Origin of the sequence: Plantactinospora sp. ZYX-F-223 (assembly GCF_039649625.1) — a bacterium.
GTDB lineage: Bacteria > Actinomycetota > Actinomycetes > Mycobacteriales > Micromonosporaceae > Plantactinospora.
The window spans coordinates 56,187-73,982 of record NZ_JBDJAV010000041.1; the positions used below are offsets into that span (position 1 = coordinate 56,187).

At 70.8% G+C, this 17,796-nt stretch carries 20 protein-coding genes; 11 read left to right on the plus strand and 9 right to left on the minus strand.

The genetic code is table 11. The features are described 5' to 3' along the window. Window positions 1–290: 290 nt before the first annotated feature. Complete coding sequence (locus tag AAH979_RS32470; protein WP_346261957.1) at window positions 291–1,103, minus strand: SAM-dependent methyltransferase; 813 nt, start codon at window positions 1,101–1,103, stop codon at window positions 291–293. Window positions 1,104–1,373: 270 nt separating this feature from the next. On the opposite strand from AAH979_RS32470, the gene AAH979_RS32475 reads away from it, so the two are divergent. After that, window positions 1,374–1,628, plus strand: a complete 255-nt coding sequence (locus tag AAH979_RS32475) for a hypothetical protein (RefSeq protein ID WP_346261958.1) — start codon at window positions 1,374–1,376, stop codon at window positions 1,626–1,628. A 6-nt stretch (window positions 1,629–1,634) separates the two neighbouring features. Then, a complete protein-coding gene (locus AAH979_RS32480) occupies window positions 1,635–1,994 on the plus strand; it encodes a PadR family transcriptional regulator (protein ID WP_346261959.1) in 360 nt (119 codons plus the stop codon). A 17-nt stretch (window positions 1,995–2,011) separates the two neighbouring features. Here AAH979_RS32480 and AAH979_RS32485 read toward each other — a convergent pair whose 3' ends face one another. Continuing rightward, window positions 2,012–3,286, minus strand: coding sequence for an APC family permease (locus AAH979_RS32485; protein WP_346261960.1), 1,275 nt, complete (start codon window positions 3,284–3,286; stop codon window positions 2,012–2,014). 166 nt (window positions 3,287–3,452) lie between these two features. Beyond that, on the minus strand, window positions 3,453–4,253 hold the full coding sequence (locus AAH979_RS32490; RefSeq protein WP_346261961.1) for a sugar-binding protein: 801 nt from the start codon (window positions 4,251–4,253) through the stop codon (window positions 3,453–3,455). A gap of 221 nt (window positions 4,254–4,474) precedes the next feature. On the opposite strand from AAH979_RS32490, the gene AAH979_RS32495 reads away from it, so the two are divergent. The 6 genes from AAH979_RS32495 to AAH979_RS32520 all read left to right on the plus strand — a co-directional run bounded on the left by AAH979_RS32495 (window position 4,475) and on the right by AAH979_RS32520 (window position 10,038). Continuing rightward, on the plus strand, window positions 4,475–5,128 hold the full coding sequence (locus tag AAH979_RS32495; protein ID WP_346261962.1) for a hypothetical protein: 654 nt from the start codon (window positions 4,475–4,477) through the stop codon (window positions 5,126–5,128). 62 nt (window positions 5,129–5,190) lie between these two features. Continuing rightward, window positions 5,191–5,901: a DNA alkylation repair protein gene (locus AAH979_RS32500; RefSeq protein WP_346261963.1), complete on the plus strand. Its 711-nt coding sequence runs from the start codon at window positions 5,191–5,193 to the stop codon at window positions 5,899–5,901. A gap of 163 nt (window positions 5,902–6,064) precedes the next feature. Beyond that, entirely contained in the window at window positions 6,065–6,973 is a 909-nt protein-coding gene (locus AAH979_RS32505; RefSeq protein WP_346261982.1) for an ABC transporter ATP-binding protein, read from the plus strand. Continuing rightward, window positions 6,970–7,770, plus strand: a complete 801-nt coding sequence (locus tag AAH979_RS32510; RefSeq protein ID WP_346261964.1) for an ABC transporter permease — start codon at window positions 6,970–6,972, stop codon at window positions 7,768–7,770. Before AAH979_RS32505 ends, AAH979_RS32510 begins: the two co-directional genes overlap by 4 nt. A gap of 76 nt (window positions 7,771–7,846) precedes the next feature. Beyond that, window positions 7,847–8,578, plus strand: a complete 732-nt coding sequence (locus tag AAH979_RS32515; protein WP_346261965.1) for a response regulator transcription factor — start codon at window positions 7,847–7,849, stop codon at window positions 8,576–8,578. Beyond that, the gene (locus AAH979_RS32520) at window positions 8,575–10,038 is read left to right on the plus strand and encodes a HAMP domain-containing sensor histidine kinase (RefSeq protein WP_346261966.1); all 1,464 of its coding nucleotides are present in this window, start codon (window positions 8,575–8,577) and stop codon (window positions 10,036–10,038) included. Before AAH979_RS32515 ends, AAH979_RS32520 begins: the two co-directional genes overlap by 4 nt. An 83-nt stretch (window positions 10,039–10,121) precedes the next feature. On the opposite strand, the gene AAH979_RS32525 is transcribed toward AAH979_RS32520, so the two are convergent. From AAH979_RS32525 to AAH979_RS32540, 4 genes are all read right to left on the minus strand, one after another. Next, on the minus strand, window positions 10,122–10,916 hold the full coding sequence (locus AAH979_RS32525) for a sulfite exporter TauE/SafE family protein (RefSeq protein WP_346261967.1): 795 nt from the start codon (window positions 10,914–10,916) through the stop codon (window positions 10,122–10,124). A 37-nt stretch (window positions 10,917–10,953) separates the two neighbouring features. Then, window positions 10,954–11,808 (minus strand): alpha/beta fold hydrolase, encoded by an 855-nt coding sequence (locus AAH979_RS32530; protein WP_346261968.1) that lies wholly within the window; start codon window positions 11,806–11,808, stop codon window positions 10,954–10,956. Between the two features lie 79 nt (window positions 11,809–11,887). Then, entirely contained in the window at window positions 11,888–12,778 is an 891-nt protein-coding gene (locus AAH979_RS32535) for a zinc-binding dehydrogenase (RefSeq protein WP_346261983.1), read from the minus strand. Next, window positions 12,696–13,526, minus strand: a complete 831-nt coding sequence (locus AAH979_RS32540) for a helix-turn-helix transcriptional regulator (RefSeq protein WP_346261969.1) — start codon at window positions 13,524–13,526, stop codon at window positions 12,696–12,698. Before AAH979_RS32540 ends, AAH979_RS32535 begins: the two co-directional genes overlap by 83 nt. Window positions 13,527–13,626: 100 nt before the next feature. Here AAH979_RS32540 and AAH979_RS32545 point away from each other — a divergent pair, with 100 nt between their 5' ends. Beyond that, on the plus strand, window positions 13,627–14,388 hold the full coding sequence (locus tag AAH979_RS32545; protein WP_346261970.1) for an SDR family oxidoreductase: 762 nt from the start codon (window positions 13,627–13,629) through the stop codon (window positions 14,386–14,388). A 186-nt stretch (window positions 14,389–14,574) separates the two neighbouring features. Here the strand turns inward: AAH979_RS32545 and AAH979_RS32550 are convergent, their stop codons facing one another. Beyond that, entirely contained in the window at window positions 14,575–14,955 is a 381-nt protein-coding gene (locus AAH979_RS32550) for a MerR family transcriptional regulator (RefSeq protein WP_346261984.1), read from the minus strand. A gap of 59 nt (window positions 14,956–15,014) precedes the next feature. Between AAH979_RS32550 and AAH979_RS32555 the strand changes: the two genes are divergently transcribed. Beyond that, window positions 15,015–15,695: an SDR family oxidoreductase gene (locus tag AAH979_RS32555; protein ID WP_346261971.1), complete on the plus strand. Its 681-nt coding sequence runs from the start codon at window positions 15,015–15,017 to the stop codon at window positions 15,693–15,695. Here the strand turns inward: AAH979_RS32555 and AAH979_RS32560 are convergent. Continuing rightward, window positions 15,692–16,567 carry a helix-turn-helix transcriptional regulator gene (locus tag AAH979_RS32560; protein ID WP_346261972.1) on the minus strand — a complete coding sequence of 292 codons (876 nt, stop codon included), beginning with the start codon at window positions 16,565–16,567 and terminating at the stop codon, window positions 15,692–15,694. The genes AAH979_RS32555 and AAH979_RS32560 overlap by 4 nt on opposite strands. Before the next feature lie 167 nt (window positions 16,568–16,734). Between AAH979_RS32560 and AAH979_RS32565 the strand changes: the two genes are divergently transcribed. Next, window positions 16,735–17,751, plus strand: a complete 1,017-nt coding sequence (locus AAH979_RS32565; RefSeq protein ID WP_346261973.1) for an alcohol dehydrogenase catalytic domain-containing protein — start codon at window positions 16,735–16,737, stop codon at window positions 17,749–17,751. The last annotated feature ends 45 nt before the right edge of the window (window positions 17,752–17,796 follow it).

Genomic DNA, 17,796 nt, shown 5'->3' on the forward strand with positions numbered 1-17,796 from the left:
TGTCATCCGAGGCACGTCGGTAGCCCTGATCGGCCGTTCGGATCTGTGCGGATCTGTTCCGAACGGGGCCGGAGGCGGCCGGGCCCGGGGTGGTGTCTGGAGTGCTCAGGTCCCTCCCGGGCCCGTCCGCCGGACGCGGCGTACGGTCGCCGGCGAGGTCCTGCCTGGGCAGGATCCTTCCGCCGCCCGGCTCACCACCCGCGAGCACGCCAGCGACCAGCACACCACCACGCGGCAACCGGCAGGCGACACCCAGCGAGCCACGCTCGGTTGGACAACCTTGCAGCCGACTACGGCTTGCGGCCGACAGCGCAGTACTGGTCGATGACGTCGGGCGGGGTGGACGGGTCGGGCTTCCACTCGTTGACCGACACCACGCCGGGTTCGACCAGATCCAAGCCGTCGAACAGCCCGGCGATCCGGTCGGGGCTGCGCAGGTGGTACTTCGGGTTTGCCGAGGCGTTCCAGATCCGCACGGCTTCGATGACCGCCTCGCTGGTGTCGCTGCCGTCGTACATCGCAAGGTAGCTACCGGACGGCAGGGCGTCCATGATTCGCTTGATGATCGACTTTGCTTCGTCGTCGCCCTCGATGTGACCGAGGATGCCCATCAGGAACAGCGCCACCGGCTTGGTCAGGTCGAGCGTCTTGGCCGCCTCGCGCACGATGGTGTCGGTGTCCCGCAGGTCGGCGTCGATGTAGTCGGTGGCACCCTCGGGGCTGCTGGTCAGCAGCGCCCGCGCGTGCGCCAGCACGAGGGCGTCGTTGTCGACGTAGACGACGCGGGCGTCCGGTGCTACCGACTGGGCGACCTGGTGCGTGTTGTTGGCGGTGGGCAGGCCGGTGCCGATGTCGAGGAACTGACGGACGCCGGCCTCGCCGGCGAGGTAGCGCGCCGCCCGGGTCAGATAGGCCCGGGAGAGTCGCGCGTTCTCGGCGAGTTGCGGGAGGGTCTGGATGATCTGGTCGCCCACCGCACGGTCGGCCGCGAAGTTGTCCTTGCCACCCAACAGGTAGTTCCAGATCCGAGCCGTCTGCGGCACGGCCGTGTCCAGCTTGACGATCTCCTGCTGGTTGTCGGCGGGGGCCGAACTCTCTGTCACGTGCGCATCCTTCGATCAAGCGGGAAACGACGCTGTCGGATCGCGGCAAGCATAGCCAGAGTCCGCACAGGACGGTCAGCGTGGCCGCGCAAGCTGTCCGCCCGGGCCGCCCGGGCCGCCCGGGCCGCCCGGGCCGCCCGACCGCCCGGAAGCAGCGGAGGCAGACCTGGCGCCGCCCACCGAAACGGCATGGGCGAGGGGACGGTTCGTCGGGAGCCGTCGCCGTCGCGTGGGACCTGAGTGGTGCCGGTCGGGGGTGGGAACTCAGCGGTGCAGATCGGGGTGGACCTCGCCCAGGTGGCGCGGGTGAGCCTTGCGACGTGGGTGAGGCTCGCGACGACGGTGAGCCGCGCGACGCGGGGGTGGTTGCGGTGGCGGGCACCGCGGATCCTGGGCAGGGACGTCCACTGGTGGCTAACCCGGACCGGGCTGGATTCCTCCCGGTTGGGGCCGCGCCTGGTGCAGGGCACGGTGCCGGTGAGCGACGACGGCGGCATCCCGTTCGATCTCCTCGACCATGCGTAGGATCGGATGCCGATATCGGTTCCGTCACTGTTCGGCGGGCGTGTGGAGGTGGACCGGGTGCGGGAGTTCCAGCGCGGTGCGGTGCGGCTGCACATCCTGCATCACGCCGCGGAGCAGGAGATCCATGGCGCGTGGATGACCGAGGAACTGGCCCGCCACGGCTACGACATCAGCCCCGGCACCCTGTACCCGACCCTGCACCGGTTGGAGGCGGACGGGTTGCTGGTCTCCGAGCAGCGGGTGGTCGAGGGGCGCACCCGCCGGGTCTACCGGGCCACCGAGGCCGGTAAGCAGGCGCTGGCCGAGGACCGCAGGGCGCTGCGGGAGTTGGCGGACGAGGTGCTCGGCGACGACGCCTCCGGCTGATCCGGAGGATCGAATGTCTACCGCCGTCGGCGTGCGGCGATGGCGCGGCGGATGGCATAGGCGGCGACGCCGGCAGCCAGTACCGCGGCGCCGGAGATGACCGAGGAGATCGGCAGGGTGACGGCGAGCGCCAGGCAGCCGGCGAACCCGAGTACGGGGATGATCCGGGGTGGCCGGTTCTCCGCCGTGGAGAGGGTCCAGGCCGAGGCGTTCGCGATGGCGTAGTAGACGAGGACGCCGAAGGAGGAGAAGCCGATCGCCGAGCGGAGGTCGCCGGTTGCCGCCAGGACGGCGACGACGGCTCCGACGGCCAACTCGGCCCGGTGCGGCACCTTGAATCGTGGATGCACGGTCGCCAGGGCGTGCGGCAGGTGCCGGTCGCGGGCCATGGCCAGGGTGGTGCGCGAGACGCCGAGGATCAGCGCGAGCAGCGAGCCGAGCGCGGCGACGGCGGCACCGGCGCGTACGACCGGCTCCAGCTGTGGCATTCCGGCGGCGTGCACGGCGTCGGACAGCGGTGCGGCGGCGTCCGCCAGTCGCTGCGGGCCGAGCACCAGCAGCACCGCGACGGCCACCGCCGCGTAGACACCGAGGGCGATGCCGAGCGCGAGCGGGATGGCGCGGGGAATGGTCCGGGCCGGATCCCGGACCTCCTCCCCGAGGGTGGCGATGCGCGCGTACCCGGCGAAGGCGAAGAACAGCAGGCCCGCCGCTTGTAGGACCCCGCCGGCCGTCGCGTCCGCGCCGACGTCCAGCCGGGTCGCGTCGGTCGCGCCCCAGCCGAGAGTGGCGACCACCACCAGGGCCAGCACCGCGAGGACGGCGGCGACGATCACCCGCGTCAGCAGCGCGGACTTCTCGATCCCGAGGTAGTTCACCACGGTCAGTGCCACCACGGCGGCCACCGCCACCGCGTGGGCCTGGCCGGGCCAGGCGTAGAGGCCGACGGTGAGTGCGATCGCGGCGCAGGAAGCGATCTTGCCGACCACGAATCCCCAGCCCGCCAGGTAGCCCCAGAAGTCGCCGAGCCGTTCCCGACCGTAGACGTAGGTCCCGCCGGAGGCCGGGTACCGGGCGGCCAGCCGGGCCGAAGACGTGGCGTTGCAGTACGCCACCACCGCCGCGAGCCCGAGGCCGGGCAGCAGACCGGAACCTGCCGCGTGTGCCGCCGGAGCGAGAGCGGAGAAGATGCCCGCGCCGATCATCGCGCCGAGCCCGATCACCACCGCATCGAACGTCCCCAGCCGCCGCCGTAGCGCCGCTGGCGTCGCGCCGGCCGCTGACTCCACCATGTTCAGTCCTCCACCCAGAATCACCGCCGACATTACGGGATCCGATATCGGGACGCGATATGCGATCGCCGCGTACGGGTGGAAGGTTCATCTGGCGTGGGGCCCTTCCCGCCCGGGAAGGGCCCCACCGGGGTTTGTCGTGGATCGGCCGCTCCGGGCCGCCGCCTCAGCGGCCGACCGGAGCCCGCCGGGCCAGCGCGGCCCCGTCGGCGGTCTCGAACGCGGCCAGCACCGAGCTGGCCCGGCCTTCGGTGACCGGTACGAACACCCGCTTGTGCTGCCCGGACCGCAGTTCGACCGTCTGGCTGCCCAGCGCGGTGTCACCGGTCCAGGAGTAGAGGTACGCCGTCCCCTTCCGGGTCGCCCGGACGTCGACCAGGATGCCGCCGTCCACCCGCTTCGGCACGCCCACCGTGAAGGTGTTGGCCGGCAGCCGGTGGACCGCCGCCGGGGCCACTCCGTCCGACGCCGACTGGGCGATGGTCTGCGGGCTCTGCACGCTGCGGGCCGCAGTGTCCGGGAAGACCGGCTCGCTCGGCTCCCGCTGCGGCGGGGTGTAGCCGGGCAGGGTGGTCAGCCCGTACCGGTACGGGTCGGCCCGTACGCCCTGGAAGGTCGACCAGCCCAGCCGGGACTGCGAGCTGAGGTCCTGGGTGTCCGAGTCGTAGACCAGGACGTTGAACCCCATGTGCGCCGGGTCCACCGCGTCCGGCAGCACCGCGAACGGGATGCTCGCCTCGATGGTGTACCCGGTGTACGGCTCGCTGACCTTGCTCGCCACGGTCATCCCGGGGGCGGTGACCGCACCCGGCCCCTGCCGGTTGTCGGCGTCCCGCTGGAAGCACGGCGGGTTGCCGTTGGCCGGGTCGTCGGTGGTCGGGGCCGATGAGCGGCCCGTGGCGTCCGGGCCCTTTCCGTCCCCTCGGCCGGTACGGGAAGGGCGCTGGCGGCGAGGCGATCCTTGCACATCGGCAGGCTGGTGCGCGCCGCTATCTGGTGACGGCCGGCGGCCCACCCTCCGACGGCTGGCGAATCTGCTCTCCGGTCGGGCATTCTTGAGTGAACCTTTTCCACCTGAACGGCGCGACGCGTCCGCCCGACCTCCACCTTTGGCCAGGGCGGACCGTAAGGGGAGGTGGAAAGGTTCGATTGAGGCCGTTGCCGGCGCGCCGAGAAGAGGGTGGGGCCGTGACCTCCGCACCGTCCGATCAGCCACCCAGAACACCCCCCTGGCAAATCGTCGTGGCCTTCATGGGCGCCTCGGCCGCGCTGCTCACCGCCGTCTGGGGCGGCGTGACCCTCTTCTACCAGGCGGGCCAATCGAGCGTCGATCCCTCGGCTCCACCAGCGGCCCACTCTGACCAGGCGGCACAGGTTTCCACCTCGCCGACGGGCCACCCGACCGTGAGCCCCGGTCCCGGCGGAAGCGGCGCGGACAGCATCCGCCGCCAAGGCAGCGTCACCATCGTCCGCGACGACGTCATCGACCTCGACACCGGACGCGCCGACTGGGCCGCAGAAGAAGCGCCGGGCGCGACCGCGACCGACCTCGAGTTCACCGACGCCGGACCGACCCTGGTCAGCGTGCACCACGCGGTCATGGCGCGGCTGCCCGCCAACCGCACCGGCGAGCACTTCCGCGACTGCGCCACCCTTTCCGCCGAGTACGGCGGCACCCCGCTCCGGGCTGACGAGCTGCGCCCCGGTGTCAAGCTCTGCGTCATCACCGACCAGAAACACGTCGCCCTACTCCAGATCACCGACGTACGCGGCGGGGCTGACCGGGAACCGGAGCGGGTAACCCTCGCCGTCACCGTCTGGTCCCGCCGGCACAGCGGTTGACCGTGGCGTGGCGAACCCGCGACCACATGGCGGTGCCGGCGATGGCGGTAGGTTGCACAGTCATGGCCACGACCGCCGACGTCCGTCACGACCTCGCCAGCCTCGCCGACCCGCGCCGGGTGGAGGGAGTGCGCCGGTTTCTGCAGATGGTTCCCGGCGGGTATGGCGAGGGCGACCGGGCCATCGGCGTCTCCGTACCGGACCAGCGCAGGGTGGCCGGCCGGTACTGGCGCGACATCTCGCTGGCCGAAACGGCGGAGCTGCTGACGAGCGGCGTGCACGAGGAGCGGCTGACCTCGCTCTTCATCCTGGTGCGGAAGTTCACCAAGGGGGACGAGGAGGAACGGGGCCGGATCTTCAGCATCATCCTGGCTAACACCGGCCGCATCAACAACTGGGACCTGGTCGACTCGTCCGCGCCGTACATCGTCGGCCCCTGGCTGGTCGACAAGGACCGGAGCGTACTGGATCGGTTGGCCGGGTCGAGCCTGGTGTGGGATCGGCGGATCGCCATCATGGCAACTTTCGCCTTCGTCAAGGCCGGAGACTTCCGTTGGACCTTCCGGCTCAGTGAACGGCTGCTGCGTGACCCGCACGACCTCGTGCACAAGGCGGTGGGCTGGATGCTGCGCGAGGTGGGGAATCGCGACAGAGCGGCGGCGGAGGAGTTCCTCGCCGCACGGTACCGGGTCATGCCGCGGGTCATGCTCCGGTACGCCATCGAGAAGTTTGAACCGCAGCGTCGCCGGGAGTACCTCTCCGGCCTGGTCTAGCCGCCGCCACATGCCGGGCGCTCTCAGGGTTTCCTGTGAATGAGCTGTCGTGCCGGCGGTCAGCCGGGTGATGGCGCGCTGACTGCGCCGCCGGATTCTCCGAATTCTCCCAGAAGCTTTCAGAAGCCGGTCAGCCCGGCCGGCCAGGCTCTCGCCCATGACAGTGATCGAGGTACGGGGGCTGACCAAGCGGTACGGGTCCGACACGGTGGTGGACGACCTGTCGTTCACCGTCGAACCCGGGCAGGTGACCGGCTTCCTTGGCCCGAACGGCGCCGGCAAGTCCACGACGATGAAGATGATCCTGGGTCTGGCCGCTCCCACCCGGGGTTCCGTCACCATAGCCGGTCGCCGCTACGGCGACCTCCCGGTACCGCTGACCGAGGTGGGCGCGCTACTCGACGCCAGCGCCGTGCACGGCAGCCGGAAGGCGTACGACCACCTGCTGGCGCTCGCGGTGAGCAACGGCCTGCCCCGGCGCCGGGTCGACGAGGTGCTCGCCCGGACCGGGCTAGAGGGTGTGGCCGGCAAGCGGGTGGGAGGCTTCTCGCTCGGCATGCGACAGCGACTCGGCATCGCGGCGACGCTGCTCGGCGACCCCCGGGTGCTGATCTTCGACGAGCCGGTGAACGGGCTCGACCCCGAGGGTATCCGGTGGATCCGGGACTTCATGCGCTCTCTGGCCGGCGAGGGACGGGCGGTGCTGGTCTCCAGCCACCTGATGAGCGAGATGGCGCAGACTGCCGACCACCTGGTCGTGATCGGCCGGGGCCGGCTCATCGCCGATACCGGCATGAGTGAGTTCATGCACGCCAACGGCGAGGGCACCGTGCTCGTCCGGGTGCCCGATCCGGGCTCCTTCGCGCGGCGGCTGGTCGCCGCCGGGGCCACCGTGCGGGACGGTCTGGAGGCCTCGCTCGTCGTCTCCGGCATGACGAGCGGGGAGATCGGCAAGCTTGCCGCCTACCACGGGGTCGTGCTCAGCGAACTCACCCCGCAGCGGGCCTCGCTGGAGGACGCCTTCATGGAACTGACCAGGGCCAGCACCGAGTACCAGGGGGCCGCGGCATGACGTCGTCCGCCACCGGGCCCCACCCGACCTTCGCACACAGCCTCCGGGCAGAGTGGATCAAGCTCCGCAGTCTGCGCTCCACCTGGTACACCCTGGCCTGCCTCTTCGCGGTCGGACTCGGCATCACGTTTCTCGCCCTGAGCTCCGCCGGGGCGGACTTCGAGAGCGCGACGGCCGCCGAACGGGAGGCTTGGGATCCGACGAACCTCAGTCTGATGTCGTACATCGTCGCTCAGTTGATCATCGGCGTGCTGGGCATCCTGGTCGTCACCTCCGAGTACGCGACCGGACTGATGCAGACGTCGCTGACCGCCACGCCCCGCCGGCACCGACTGCTGGCGGCCAAGGTGGCGCTGGCCACCGCCGTCGCCATGGTGGCGGGCCAGGCGCTGATGTTCGGCGCCTTCTTCCTCGGACAGATCCTCCTCGCCGCGCAGGACGTGCCGAACGCGGGACTCGGCGATCCCGGTGTCTTCTCCGCCGTGGCGGGTGGTGGACTCTATCTCTCGGCAATGGCGCTGCTGGCGGTCGGTCTCGGCACGATCATGCGAGCCACGGCGGGAGCCTTGGCCACCCTGGTGGGGATCGTCTTCCTGGTACCCGCACTCGCCGGCCTCTTCCCCTCGTGGCTCCAGGGTCTCTTCGACTTCTGGCCGACTCTGGGCGCGGCAGCGGTCCTGGCGACGGTCCCGGACCCCGACTACCCGCACCCCTGGCTGAACCTGGCCGGAATGTGCCTCGGGGTCGCCGCCGTACTGGCCGCCGCGTTCGTGGTCTTCCGGCGTCGTGACGTATGACGGGCACCGTGGCGGGCTCTGCCGGTCGACCGCGCGGCGAGGTGTTCCGGAGCCGAGCCTCCGTATCCTGGCCGGCATGGAACGATCAGGTCAGGCGATGACCTCCCGGGGAGGTACCGAGCGGTTGCTGGTGGTGGACGACGAGGCCACCGTCCGTGAGTTGCTCTCCGCTACGCTGCGCTTCGCCGGATTCCGGGTGACCTCCGCGGCAACCGCCACCGAGGCGGTCGCCGCGGCCACTGCGGAGCCGCCCGATCTGGTGCTGCTCGACGTCATGCTGCCGGACATGGACGGCTTCGAGGTGGTCCGGCGGCTGCGTGAACAGCGCCTGCCGGGCCGCAGCGGGCCGGTACCCGTGCTCTTCCTCACTGCTCGGGACCGTCAGGCCGACAAGATCACCGGGCTCTCCCTCGGCGCCGACGACTACGTGACGAAGCCCTTCGACCTGGAGGAGCTGATCGCCCGGATCCGGGCAATCCTCCGCCGTACCGGGGGCCATCACGGCGACGTGCTGACGGTGGGCCCGCTCGCACTCGACGCCGAGGGGCACCAGGTGACACGGGCGGGGCGACCCGTCCGTGTCTCCGCCACCGAGTTCCGGCTGCTGCGCTACTTGATGGAGAACGCCGGGCGGGTGGTGTCCAAGGCTCAGATCCTCGACCGGGTGTGGCACTACGACTTCGGCGGCGACGCCAGCATCGTCGACACCTACATCTCCTACCTACGGCGGAAGGTCGACGCCGAAGAGCCCAAGCTCATCCACACCGTGCACGGCGTGGGCTACGTGATCCGGGAGCCCCGGCAGTGAGGCACCCGCTGAGCCGGTTCTCACTGCGGGCCAGGCTACTGCTGCTCACCACGAGCCTGCTGCTGGCCGGGCTGAGCCTCATCGGCGCGGTCGTCTCCGACCATCTGGAGCGCTATCAGCTCGACCGGATCGACAATCAGCTGCGCTCGTTCACCGCGATCATCTCCCGGGTGTCGGAAACCGGGCCGCCCGAGGCCGAGGACACCGCCGGCCACCCCGAACTCCTCGACCCCGTCCTCGACCTGATCGGCAGCCCGTATCTGGTGTACCTGGACGCGGACGGCGCGGTGGCCGGGAGCATGCGCTCCGCCCGGCTGGACAGCGCAACCCTGCCGACGACCGGCGCGCTGGGTACGATCCGCACCGACGGGACAGCCGTCGACCTGCCCGCCGCCGACGGCTCGGGGCGCTGGCGGGCCGTCGCCCGACCGGCCGTCGGCTGGGGCGGGACGGTGATCGCGGCCGCACCGCTCACCGAGGCCGACGCCACCATCGCGCGACTCCGGGCAAGCAGCCTGATCAGCGGCGCTGTGCTGCTCGTCCTGCTCACGGCGGTCGGCTGGTTCGCCCTCGGCCGTGGCCTGCGACCGCTGCGCCGGATCGAGCAGACGGCCGCCGCGATCGCCGGCGGCGACCTCACCCGACGGGTACCCAGCCTCGCCCCGGCAAGCACGGAGATCGGGCACCTCGCGGTCTCCCTCAACACCATGCTCGGCCAGCTCGAACGGGCCTTCGCCGACCGGGCCGCCTCCGAGTCCCGGATGCGTGTCTTCGTCTCGGACGTCAGTCACGAACTGCGCACCCCGCTCTTCGTCATCAAGGGTTCGACCGATCTCTACCGGATGGGCGCGCTGGCGGAGCGGGCCGACATCGACGAGGCGATGCACCGCATCGACCGGGAAGCCACCCGGCTCACCGCCCTCACCGAGGACCTGCTGCTACTTGCCCAGCTCGACGACGCGGCCGACGGACAGCTCGACCCGGCGCCGATGGACCTGCGTACCCTCGCCAACGACGCCCGGCACGATCTGCGCGCCCTCGACCCGTCCCGCCCGGTCCGACTCACCGGTCCGGGCGGCAGCCGCCCGCCCGGCCCAGCCCCGGTGCACGCCGACGAGGCCCGGCTGCGGCAGGTCGTCGCCAACCTCGTGGGCAACGCCGTCGCCCACACCCCGCCGGGCACCCTGGTCCGGATCGGCGTCGGCACGGCGGATGGCCGCGCCGTGCTCGAAGTGGCGGACAAGGGTCCGGGGATGACGGCTGAGCAGGCGGATCGGGTCTTCGACCGCTTCTACCGGACCGACCGCTCCCGAAGCCGCTCGGGCGGGGCCAACGCAGGGCTCGGGCTCGCCATCGCCCGCTCCCTCGCCCGTGCCCACGGCGGCGATGTCGAGCTGGAGACCGCCCTCGGCGAAGGCGCCTGCTTCCGGCTGGCGCTGCCACTGTCGAGCCCGTGTTAGCAGCGGCAGTACGTCAGAGCCAGTCCGACGGCCTACCGGACGAGCTGGAGATTCTCAGCTTTCGTCAACCCGAACGGGTCGTACTACTCGCTGAAGACGAGCAGGCGGAGGATTGCCGCGAGGCCGATCACGACGATCAGGGCGCGGATCAGGAGCGGCGATAGCCGGCGTCCGACCCGAGCGCCGACGACGCCACCGAGGGTGGCACCTGCCGCGATCAGCGCCACGACGACCCAGTCGACTGATTCGGGGGAGACGAGCAGAAAGGTGACGGCCGCGATGACGTTGACGGCCGTGGTGAGCAGGTTCTTGAGGCCGGTGATGGACTGGATGTGCTCTGCGGTCAGCACGCTCATCAGGCCGACGAGGAGGATGCCCTGCGCGGCACCGAAGTAGCCGCCGTAGACGCCGAGCAGATAGACGCCGACCAGTACGGCGGTCAGCCGGAGCCGGGTCAGTGTCGCCAGGCGCCCGTAGTGGGTGCCGGGATCCCGGCCACCGGCGGTGCGGCGTTGCAGTGCCGGACCCCACACCACCATGCTTATGCCGAGCGCCACGAGGGCCGGCACGATCATGCGAAATGCCTCGTCCGGCAGGATGAGCAGCAGAACCGCGCCGGTGATCCCGCCCAACACCGCGGCGGGCAGCAGGCGGCGCAGGATATGGCCATGTCCGGTGAGCTGGTGCCGGTAGCCGAACGTCCCGGTGATGCCGCCGCCGACCAAGCCGATGTTGTTGGACACGTTCGCGACCAGTGGCGAGTGGCCGAGAAGCAGCAGCGTCGGAAAGGTGACGAGCGTGCCTGAGCCAACCACGACGTTGATCATGCCGGCCCAGAACCCCGCGGTGAGGATCACGGCCGCTTCCCCCACCGTCATGACGATGCTGGCCGATGCGACCGGTGCCCGACGGTGCTCAGCCGAGTCCTCCGACGATCTTCGCTACCTCGCCGGGCATGGACAGGAATGGCGAGTGGGAGGCATCCAGCGTCACGACGGAGGTGGGATTGTCCGGGAAGGCGGCGTCGGCTTCCTCCACGAGTACCCGCTGGAGGGCCGGGCGGATCGCCATGTCACGCGTGCAGGTGACGTAGGTACGCGGAAGGGAGCCCCAGCCGTCGCGGGTCAGCCGGGTGGTGCCGAGCAGCATCCCGAGCGGGGCGTCCGGGGTGAGCAGGCCCAGGGCGGCGTCGGCGACGACCGGGTCGACGTCGCCGTAGAACGCGTCGCGAAGCTGTTGACGATAGGCGGGGTCGTTCGAGGCGAGGTCGAGCCGCAGCGCCCCTATTACCCGGGGATCGCCCCGGAGGGCGGGCAGGACCAGCGCGTCGGCGTTCTCCGGCAGCGCGAAGTACTGGTCGGCGGCCTTGCCGGAGGCAGGCATGATCGCAGCGAGGTAGACGGCGTGAGCCACCAATTCGGGAACCTGCTGCGCCGCCCGGGTCAGGACGGGGCCGCCCATGCTGTGCGCCACCACCGTGACCGGGCCGCCGCGGCCGAGCCGTTCGATCTGGGAAACCAGCAGATCGGTCGCCTGGTCGAGATCCACATCCGCCACCGGCGAGACCTCGGTGGCCAGGTCCTCCGGGGCGAACGGACGTACGGTCAGGCACTCGGGCCGACGGGCGCGTAACCCGTGCCCGACCATGTCGACCGCCAGGGTCGGGCGGTGGTACGGCCCGAGGTGGGCGATGACCTCGTTCCAGCACCAGGCACCATGCCAGGAGCCGTGCAGGAGCAGAATCGGGGTGGACGTGGGGGACAAGGCCACTCCTTGAGGTGGGGTGCAGTGGGGTCGAAAGGACGTCTGACCGTACTGCGGCAATCACCATTCGTGGGGGCTTGACGGTCTACAGTCCACCAAAGGGCGTCATGCGTTGCCGAGCGCGAGATCCTGAGTGTGGACGGGCCGGCTCGATCACGACCTTGATGGCGCCCGACGCGCGATCGGCGGCGACCCGGAATGCCTCCGCGGCCGCGTCCAGCGGGAAGCGGTGGGTGATGAGCGTGGCGGGAACTTCGGGTCTCTCCGCGAGCATCCGCGCGGCCTCCTCGACCTCTCGTACCCCGTCGTGTCGGCGGCCGTAAGCGATGGAGTGCACGAAGGTCAGCTCCTTGGTAAGGCTGACTATTCCGGGAACTGGCTCGTTCTCCGGGTAGACACCGGTGGACACGACGCGTCCTCCGGGACGGGCGGCTGCGGCGGCACTTCCGAGGCTGGACCGGCTCCCCGCGGCGTCGATCACCACGTCGTACTCGCCGCCGGGTTCTCCGCACCCCAGCCTCTCTGCCGCGCGCCGCTGGTGCGGATACCTCGCGTCGACATCGACGTCATGGCCGGCAGCCTGTGCCGCTGCGGCGGCCAGTAGCCCGATGGACCCGCCGCCGAGCACGAGCAGACGCTCACCGGGACGCGCCTGGGCGCGCCGGACAGCGTGCCAGGCGACCGCGGCCGGCTCGATCAGACATGCGTCACGGACGTCGAGGCCGTCCGGCAGGGACAGCAGGGTGTACTCCGGCACCCGCACGCGCTCGGCCATTCCGCCGTCGCTGAACACTCCGAGGTTGCCGTGAACCTCCTCGGTACAACGCTGCGTACTGCCGACCCGGCACTGCGCACATTCGCCGCCGTAGATGGTGGGCTCGACGAACGGCCGCTCAGCCGGGTTGGCGTCCGGTGGCAGCCAGCGAGCCGAGGAGGGCGAGGGCCGCGCGGCTCGCCGAGGCCGGTTCGGCGTGATAGACGACGAGTTCCTGGCCGGGGCTGGAGCGGACGTCGAAGGTCTGCATGGTCAGCGTCAACGGGCCCACGTCCGGGTGTCGGAAGCGCTTGCGCGCGAGTGCCTTGCCGCGGGCGTCGTGCCGGGCCCACAGGTCGGTGAACTCGGGGCTGTGAGCCAGAAGTTCGGTGAGTACCTGCCGGATTCGAGGGTCGGCGGGGGCCTGACCGTGGCCGAGCCGGAATCCGGCCACCGAGTTGACCGCGACGTCATGCCAGTCCTGGTAGAAGGTATGCGCGGCCGGGTCGGTGAAGACGACGTGCATGAGGTTGCGCGAGTGTGTCCAGTCGTGGAAGAGAGCGTCGGCGATCGTGTTGGAGGCGAGTACGTCGTAGGCGCGGTTGTAGATGATGGCCGGGTTGTGCGGCCAGGCGTCCATCAGCTCCCGCAGGCTCGGGTCGACCCGGCCGGTCCCGGCGGCGGTCCTGGTCGACGGGCTGAGCCCGGCCAGCCGGAACAGGTGCTGGCGGCCGTCCTCGTCGAGCCGCAGTGCGACGGCCAGCGCGTCCACCACGTGCGCTGACGGCGTCCGTTCACGACCCTGTTCGAGCCGGATGTAGTAGTCGATGCTGACCCCGGCCAGCAGTGCCACCTCTTCGCGTCTGAGGCCGGGAACCCGGCGATGGCCCGTGCTGTGGAGGTTGGCCTCGGCCGGTGTGACCTGGGCCCGCCGGGCGGTGAGGTAGGCGCCGAGATCAGACCGTGTCATACCGCCATGCTAGGCCGCGGTACGCGGTTCTTCCTGGGTGTGATGCTCCCAGGAGGAACCCGGCCTGCCGGAAGGCGCCCGGATCCGCCAGTGTCGAGTCATGTCGACGAACCAGACAGTTGCCGGCGGCCGCAAGGTCGTCCTCGTGACCGGGGCCAGCAGCGGAATCGGTGCGGCCATCGCCACCCGGCTCGCGGGTGAGGGCCACCAGGTGGTCGCGGGTGCGCGGCGGACCGATCGCCTGCGAGAGCTGGCCGAACGCACCGCGAAGGCAGCCGTCCGCTCCGGCGGCGGCCTGCATCCGGTACGGCTCGACGTGACCGACCGCACCGACTTCGCCGGCTTCGCCCGGGCCGCCAGCGATCGCTTCGGACGGGTCGACGCACTGGTCAACAACGCCGGAGTCATGCCGTTGTCGCGATTGGACTCGCTGCTGCTGGACGAGTGGGATCGGATGATCGACGTGAACGTGCGCGGTCTGCTGCACGGGATCGCCGCGGCCCTGCCCATCTTCACCGCGCAGGGATCCGGGCACTTCGTCACGCTCGCGAGCATCGGTGCCCACCAGGTCGTTCCCACCAGTGCCGTCTACTCCGGCACCAAGTACGCCGCCTGGGCGATCACCGAGGGACTGCGCCAGGAGTCCGACCCCGCCCTCCGGGTCACCACCATCTCCCCGGGTGTGGTCACCTCCGAACTCGCGGAGTCGATCACCGAACCCGGCGCCGCCGAGGCGATGCGCAGCTACCGTGCGCACGCGATCAAGCCGGAGGCCATCGCCGACGCCGTGTCGTACGCCCTCGCCCAGCCGGCCGACGTCGACGTCAACGAGATTGTCGTCCGGCCTGCCCGGCAACGCTGATCGTCGGCGAGGCCGCCGGCGGCAGGTGGGGACGAGCGCGACCGTCGTCGCACGGAGTCCGCCGGGCAAGGAGTCACTGCCGACCGGGGAGCACCTCGCGCCACAGCGATCCGGACAACATGGCCAGCGCTCGTCGGCGACCTGGACCGGTGGGGGCACGTCAGGTGTCGTCGCCGATCGGATCGCTCACGCTGTCGCGGGATCGGCCTCGACGCGGCAACCGCTCTGCGCGCTGGTGGAATACGCGATGACCGCGTCCAGCCGGTCGCGGGCCGCGGTCAGTTCGGCGATCTGGCCGTCGATCCGGTCCCGCTCGGCGGCCAACCGGGCCCGCGACTCCGGCGTACTGACGTTGGCGTTCACGCACGGCAGCAGCTCGGCGATGGTGCGGCTGGACAGGCCGGCGGCGTACAACTGCTGGATCAGCCGTACCCGGTCTGCCGCCTCGTCCGGGTAGCGGCGCTGGCCCCGGGGGCTGCGGTCGGCGGCGAGCAGCCCCTGCTCCTCGTAGTAGCGCAGGGCACGCACGCTCACGCCCGCCCTGGCAGCCAACTCGCCGATCCGCATGGTGACCCCCGCCACAACACTTGCCTCTGACGTCAACGTCAGCTTCTAGCGTACGTCGCATGCAGATCTCTGGAGCAGTTGCCCTGGTCACCGGGGCCAACCGCGGCCTCGGCCGGCACTTCGCACACCAACTCCTGGAGCGCGGCGCCAAGGTGTACGCCACCGCCCGCCGCCCCGAGCTCGTCGACCTCCCGGATGCACACGTGCTGCGCCTGGACATCACCGATCCCGCCTCGATCGCCGCCGCCGCAGATTCCGCGCCGGACGTCACGCTGCTGGTCAACAACGCCGGCCTGGACACCGTCACCAATCTCGTCACCGGCGACCTCGCCGATATTCGGCGCGAGATCGACACCCACTTCTGGGGCACGCTCGGCATGATCCGGGCGTTCGCGCCACGGCTCGGCGGCGGCGCGATCCTCAATGTGCTGTCCGCGATGTCGTGGTTCAACTACGACGGGCACACCGCGTACGGGGCGGCGAAGGCGGCCGAGTGGAACCTGACCAACGGCGTACGCCTGGAGCTCGCACCCCGTAAGACGCTGGTGACCGCCCTGCACCTGGGTGTGGCGGACACCGACATGTCCCGTGACCACGAGGGACCGAAGGCCGACTCGGCGGTGGTCGTACGGGCCGCGCTGGACGGGCTCGAACAGGACCGGATCGAGGTGGTCGCCGACGAGTGGAGTGCACATGTGAAGGCCTCCCTGGCCGCCGACCCGAGTGCCTTCTACGGTTAGCCCGGACGCCGCTCGAACGGGACGGCGCTCGCACCGGTGGCCCAGTGTGCGAGCAGCCGCAGGGCGGTATGGTCGGCGGTGCCGGCGGCGGTGGTGTAGACGAACAGCGTCTGTTCGGGGTCGTCCGGCATGGTGAGCGCCTGGTAGGTGATCGTCAGGTCGCCGACGAGCGGGTGGCGGAACCGCTTGGTGCCGCTGGTGCGCACCAGTACCTGGTGGTCGGCCCACCAGCGCCGGAAGTCTTCGCTCTGCACCGACAGCTCTCCCACCAGCGCGGACAGCTCGGGATCGTCGGGGTGGCGCCCGGCGTAGACGCGCAGGGTGGCAACGGTGTCGATGGCGACGCTCGTCCAGTCCGGGTGCAGTTCGCGGGCGTCCTCGTCGAGGAAGATGAATCGGGCGTAGTTGCGCCGTCGGGCGGGCAGCGCGTTGAAGTCGCAGATCAGCGCGCGGGCCGTCCGGTTGATCGCGAGTACGTCCATCCGGCTGCCGATGACGAACGCCGGTGCCGTTGCCTGGTCGAGCGTCTCCAGCAGTTGGTACGTCGCGGCGGCGACCTGCTGGGGTCGGCGCGGCGGCCGGCGCCGGGCCTCGCGGGGCCTGGCCAGCTGCGCCAGGTGGGCTCGTTCGGTGTCGTCCAGGCGCAGGACCCGAGCGATGGCGTCCAGTACCGGCTCGGAGGGATTGAGATTGCGGCCCTGTTCGAGCCGGACGTAGTAGTCGACGCTGATGCCGGCGAGTTGGGCCAGTTCCTCGCGCCGCAGGCCGGGCACCCGGCGACCGCGGGGTGCGCCGGTCAGGCCGAACTCCTCCGGCCGCAGTCGTGCCCGCCGGGACCGGAGGAACTCCTTGAGGTCGGCGTTGTGTCCCACCACTCCAGTATCCGGTCCGCGACGGCGGTGCGGATCGTGCAGGTGGTCCTGGCGTTCCTAGTCGGAACAGGGCCTGTTTGGCCTGCTCAAGTGATGTTTGGGCGAGATCTGATGGATGGGCGGCCGCACGGGTGGCCGCGTTCCGCAGCAGCGACAGCGAGGTGTGCATGTCCCCGATCCGTTCTGTCCAGGTAGCCGAGCCCGCCGGCCCGTTCCGGGTGGTCGAGCGTGAACTTCCCGAGCCGGGCCACGGCCAGGTCCGCGTCACGGTCGAGGCGTGCGGCGTTTGCCGTACCGACGCGGCCTTTATCAACGCGGCCTTCCCGGTGCCGTTCCCGCTCGTCCCCGGTCACGAGATCGCCGGCCGTATCGACGCGGTGGGCACGGGCGTCGAGGGCTGGACGCCCGGCCAGCGCGTCGCGATCGGCTGGTTCGGCGGCAACTGCGGTGTCTGCTCCGCCTGTCGCGGCGGTGGTCTCATCCACTGCCAACGGCTCCAGGTGCCGGGCTGGGCCTACCCCGGCGGCTATTCCGAGGCCGTCGTCGTGCCGGCCACCGCGCTGGCCCGCGTTCCCGAGGCGTTGACCGCGGCCGAGGCGGCCCCGATGGGCTGCGCGGGCGTCGCGACCTTCAACGCGTTGCGGCGCAGTCACGCCCGCCCCGGGGATCTTGTCGCGGTACTCGGTCTGGGCGGCCTCGGGCATCTGGGCGTGCAGTTCGCCGCCAAACTCGGATTCGAGACCGTCGCCATCGCCCGAGGCACCGACAAGACCGACGCGGCAACCGGGCTGGGCGCCCACCACTACATCGACAGCACCACCGCCGATGTCGCCGAGCAGTTGCAGAACCTCGGTGGCGCCGCGGCCGTACTCGCCACCGCCGGCAACTCGGCAGCCATGGGCGCCACCATCGACGGCTTGCGGCCCGGCGGCGAACTCCTGGTCGTCGGAGCCGACCCCGAACCGATCCAGGTCAGCCCATTCCAGATCATCTCCACGAGCCGGGTTGTCCGCGGCCACCCCTCCGGCACGGCCCGCGATGTCGAGGAAACCCTGCACTTCGCGGCACTCACGGGTGTCCGGCCGGTGATCGAGACCCGCCCGCTCGACGAGGTCGAAGCCGCCTACCACCGCATGCTCTCCGGCGAAGCCCGCTACCGGATGGTGCTGACCACAGGTAGCTGACCATCGTCGATCGACTGGCCGGGCCAGATCTGCCGGAGACGTCCG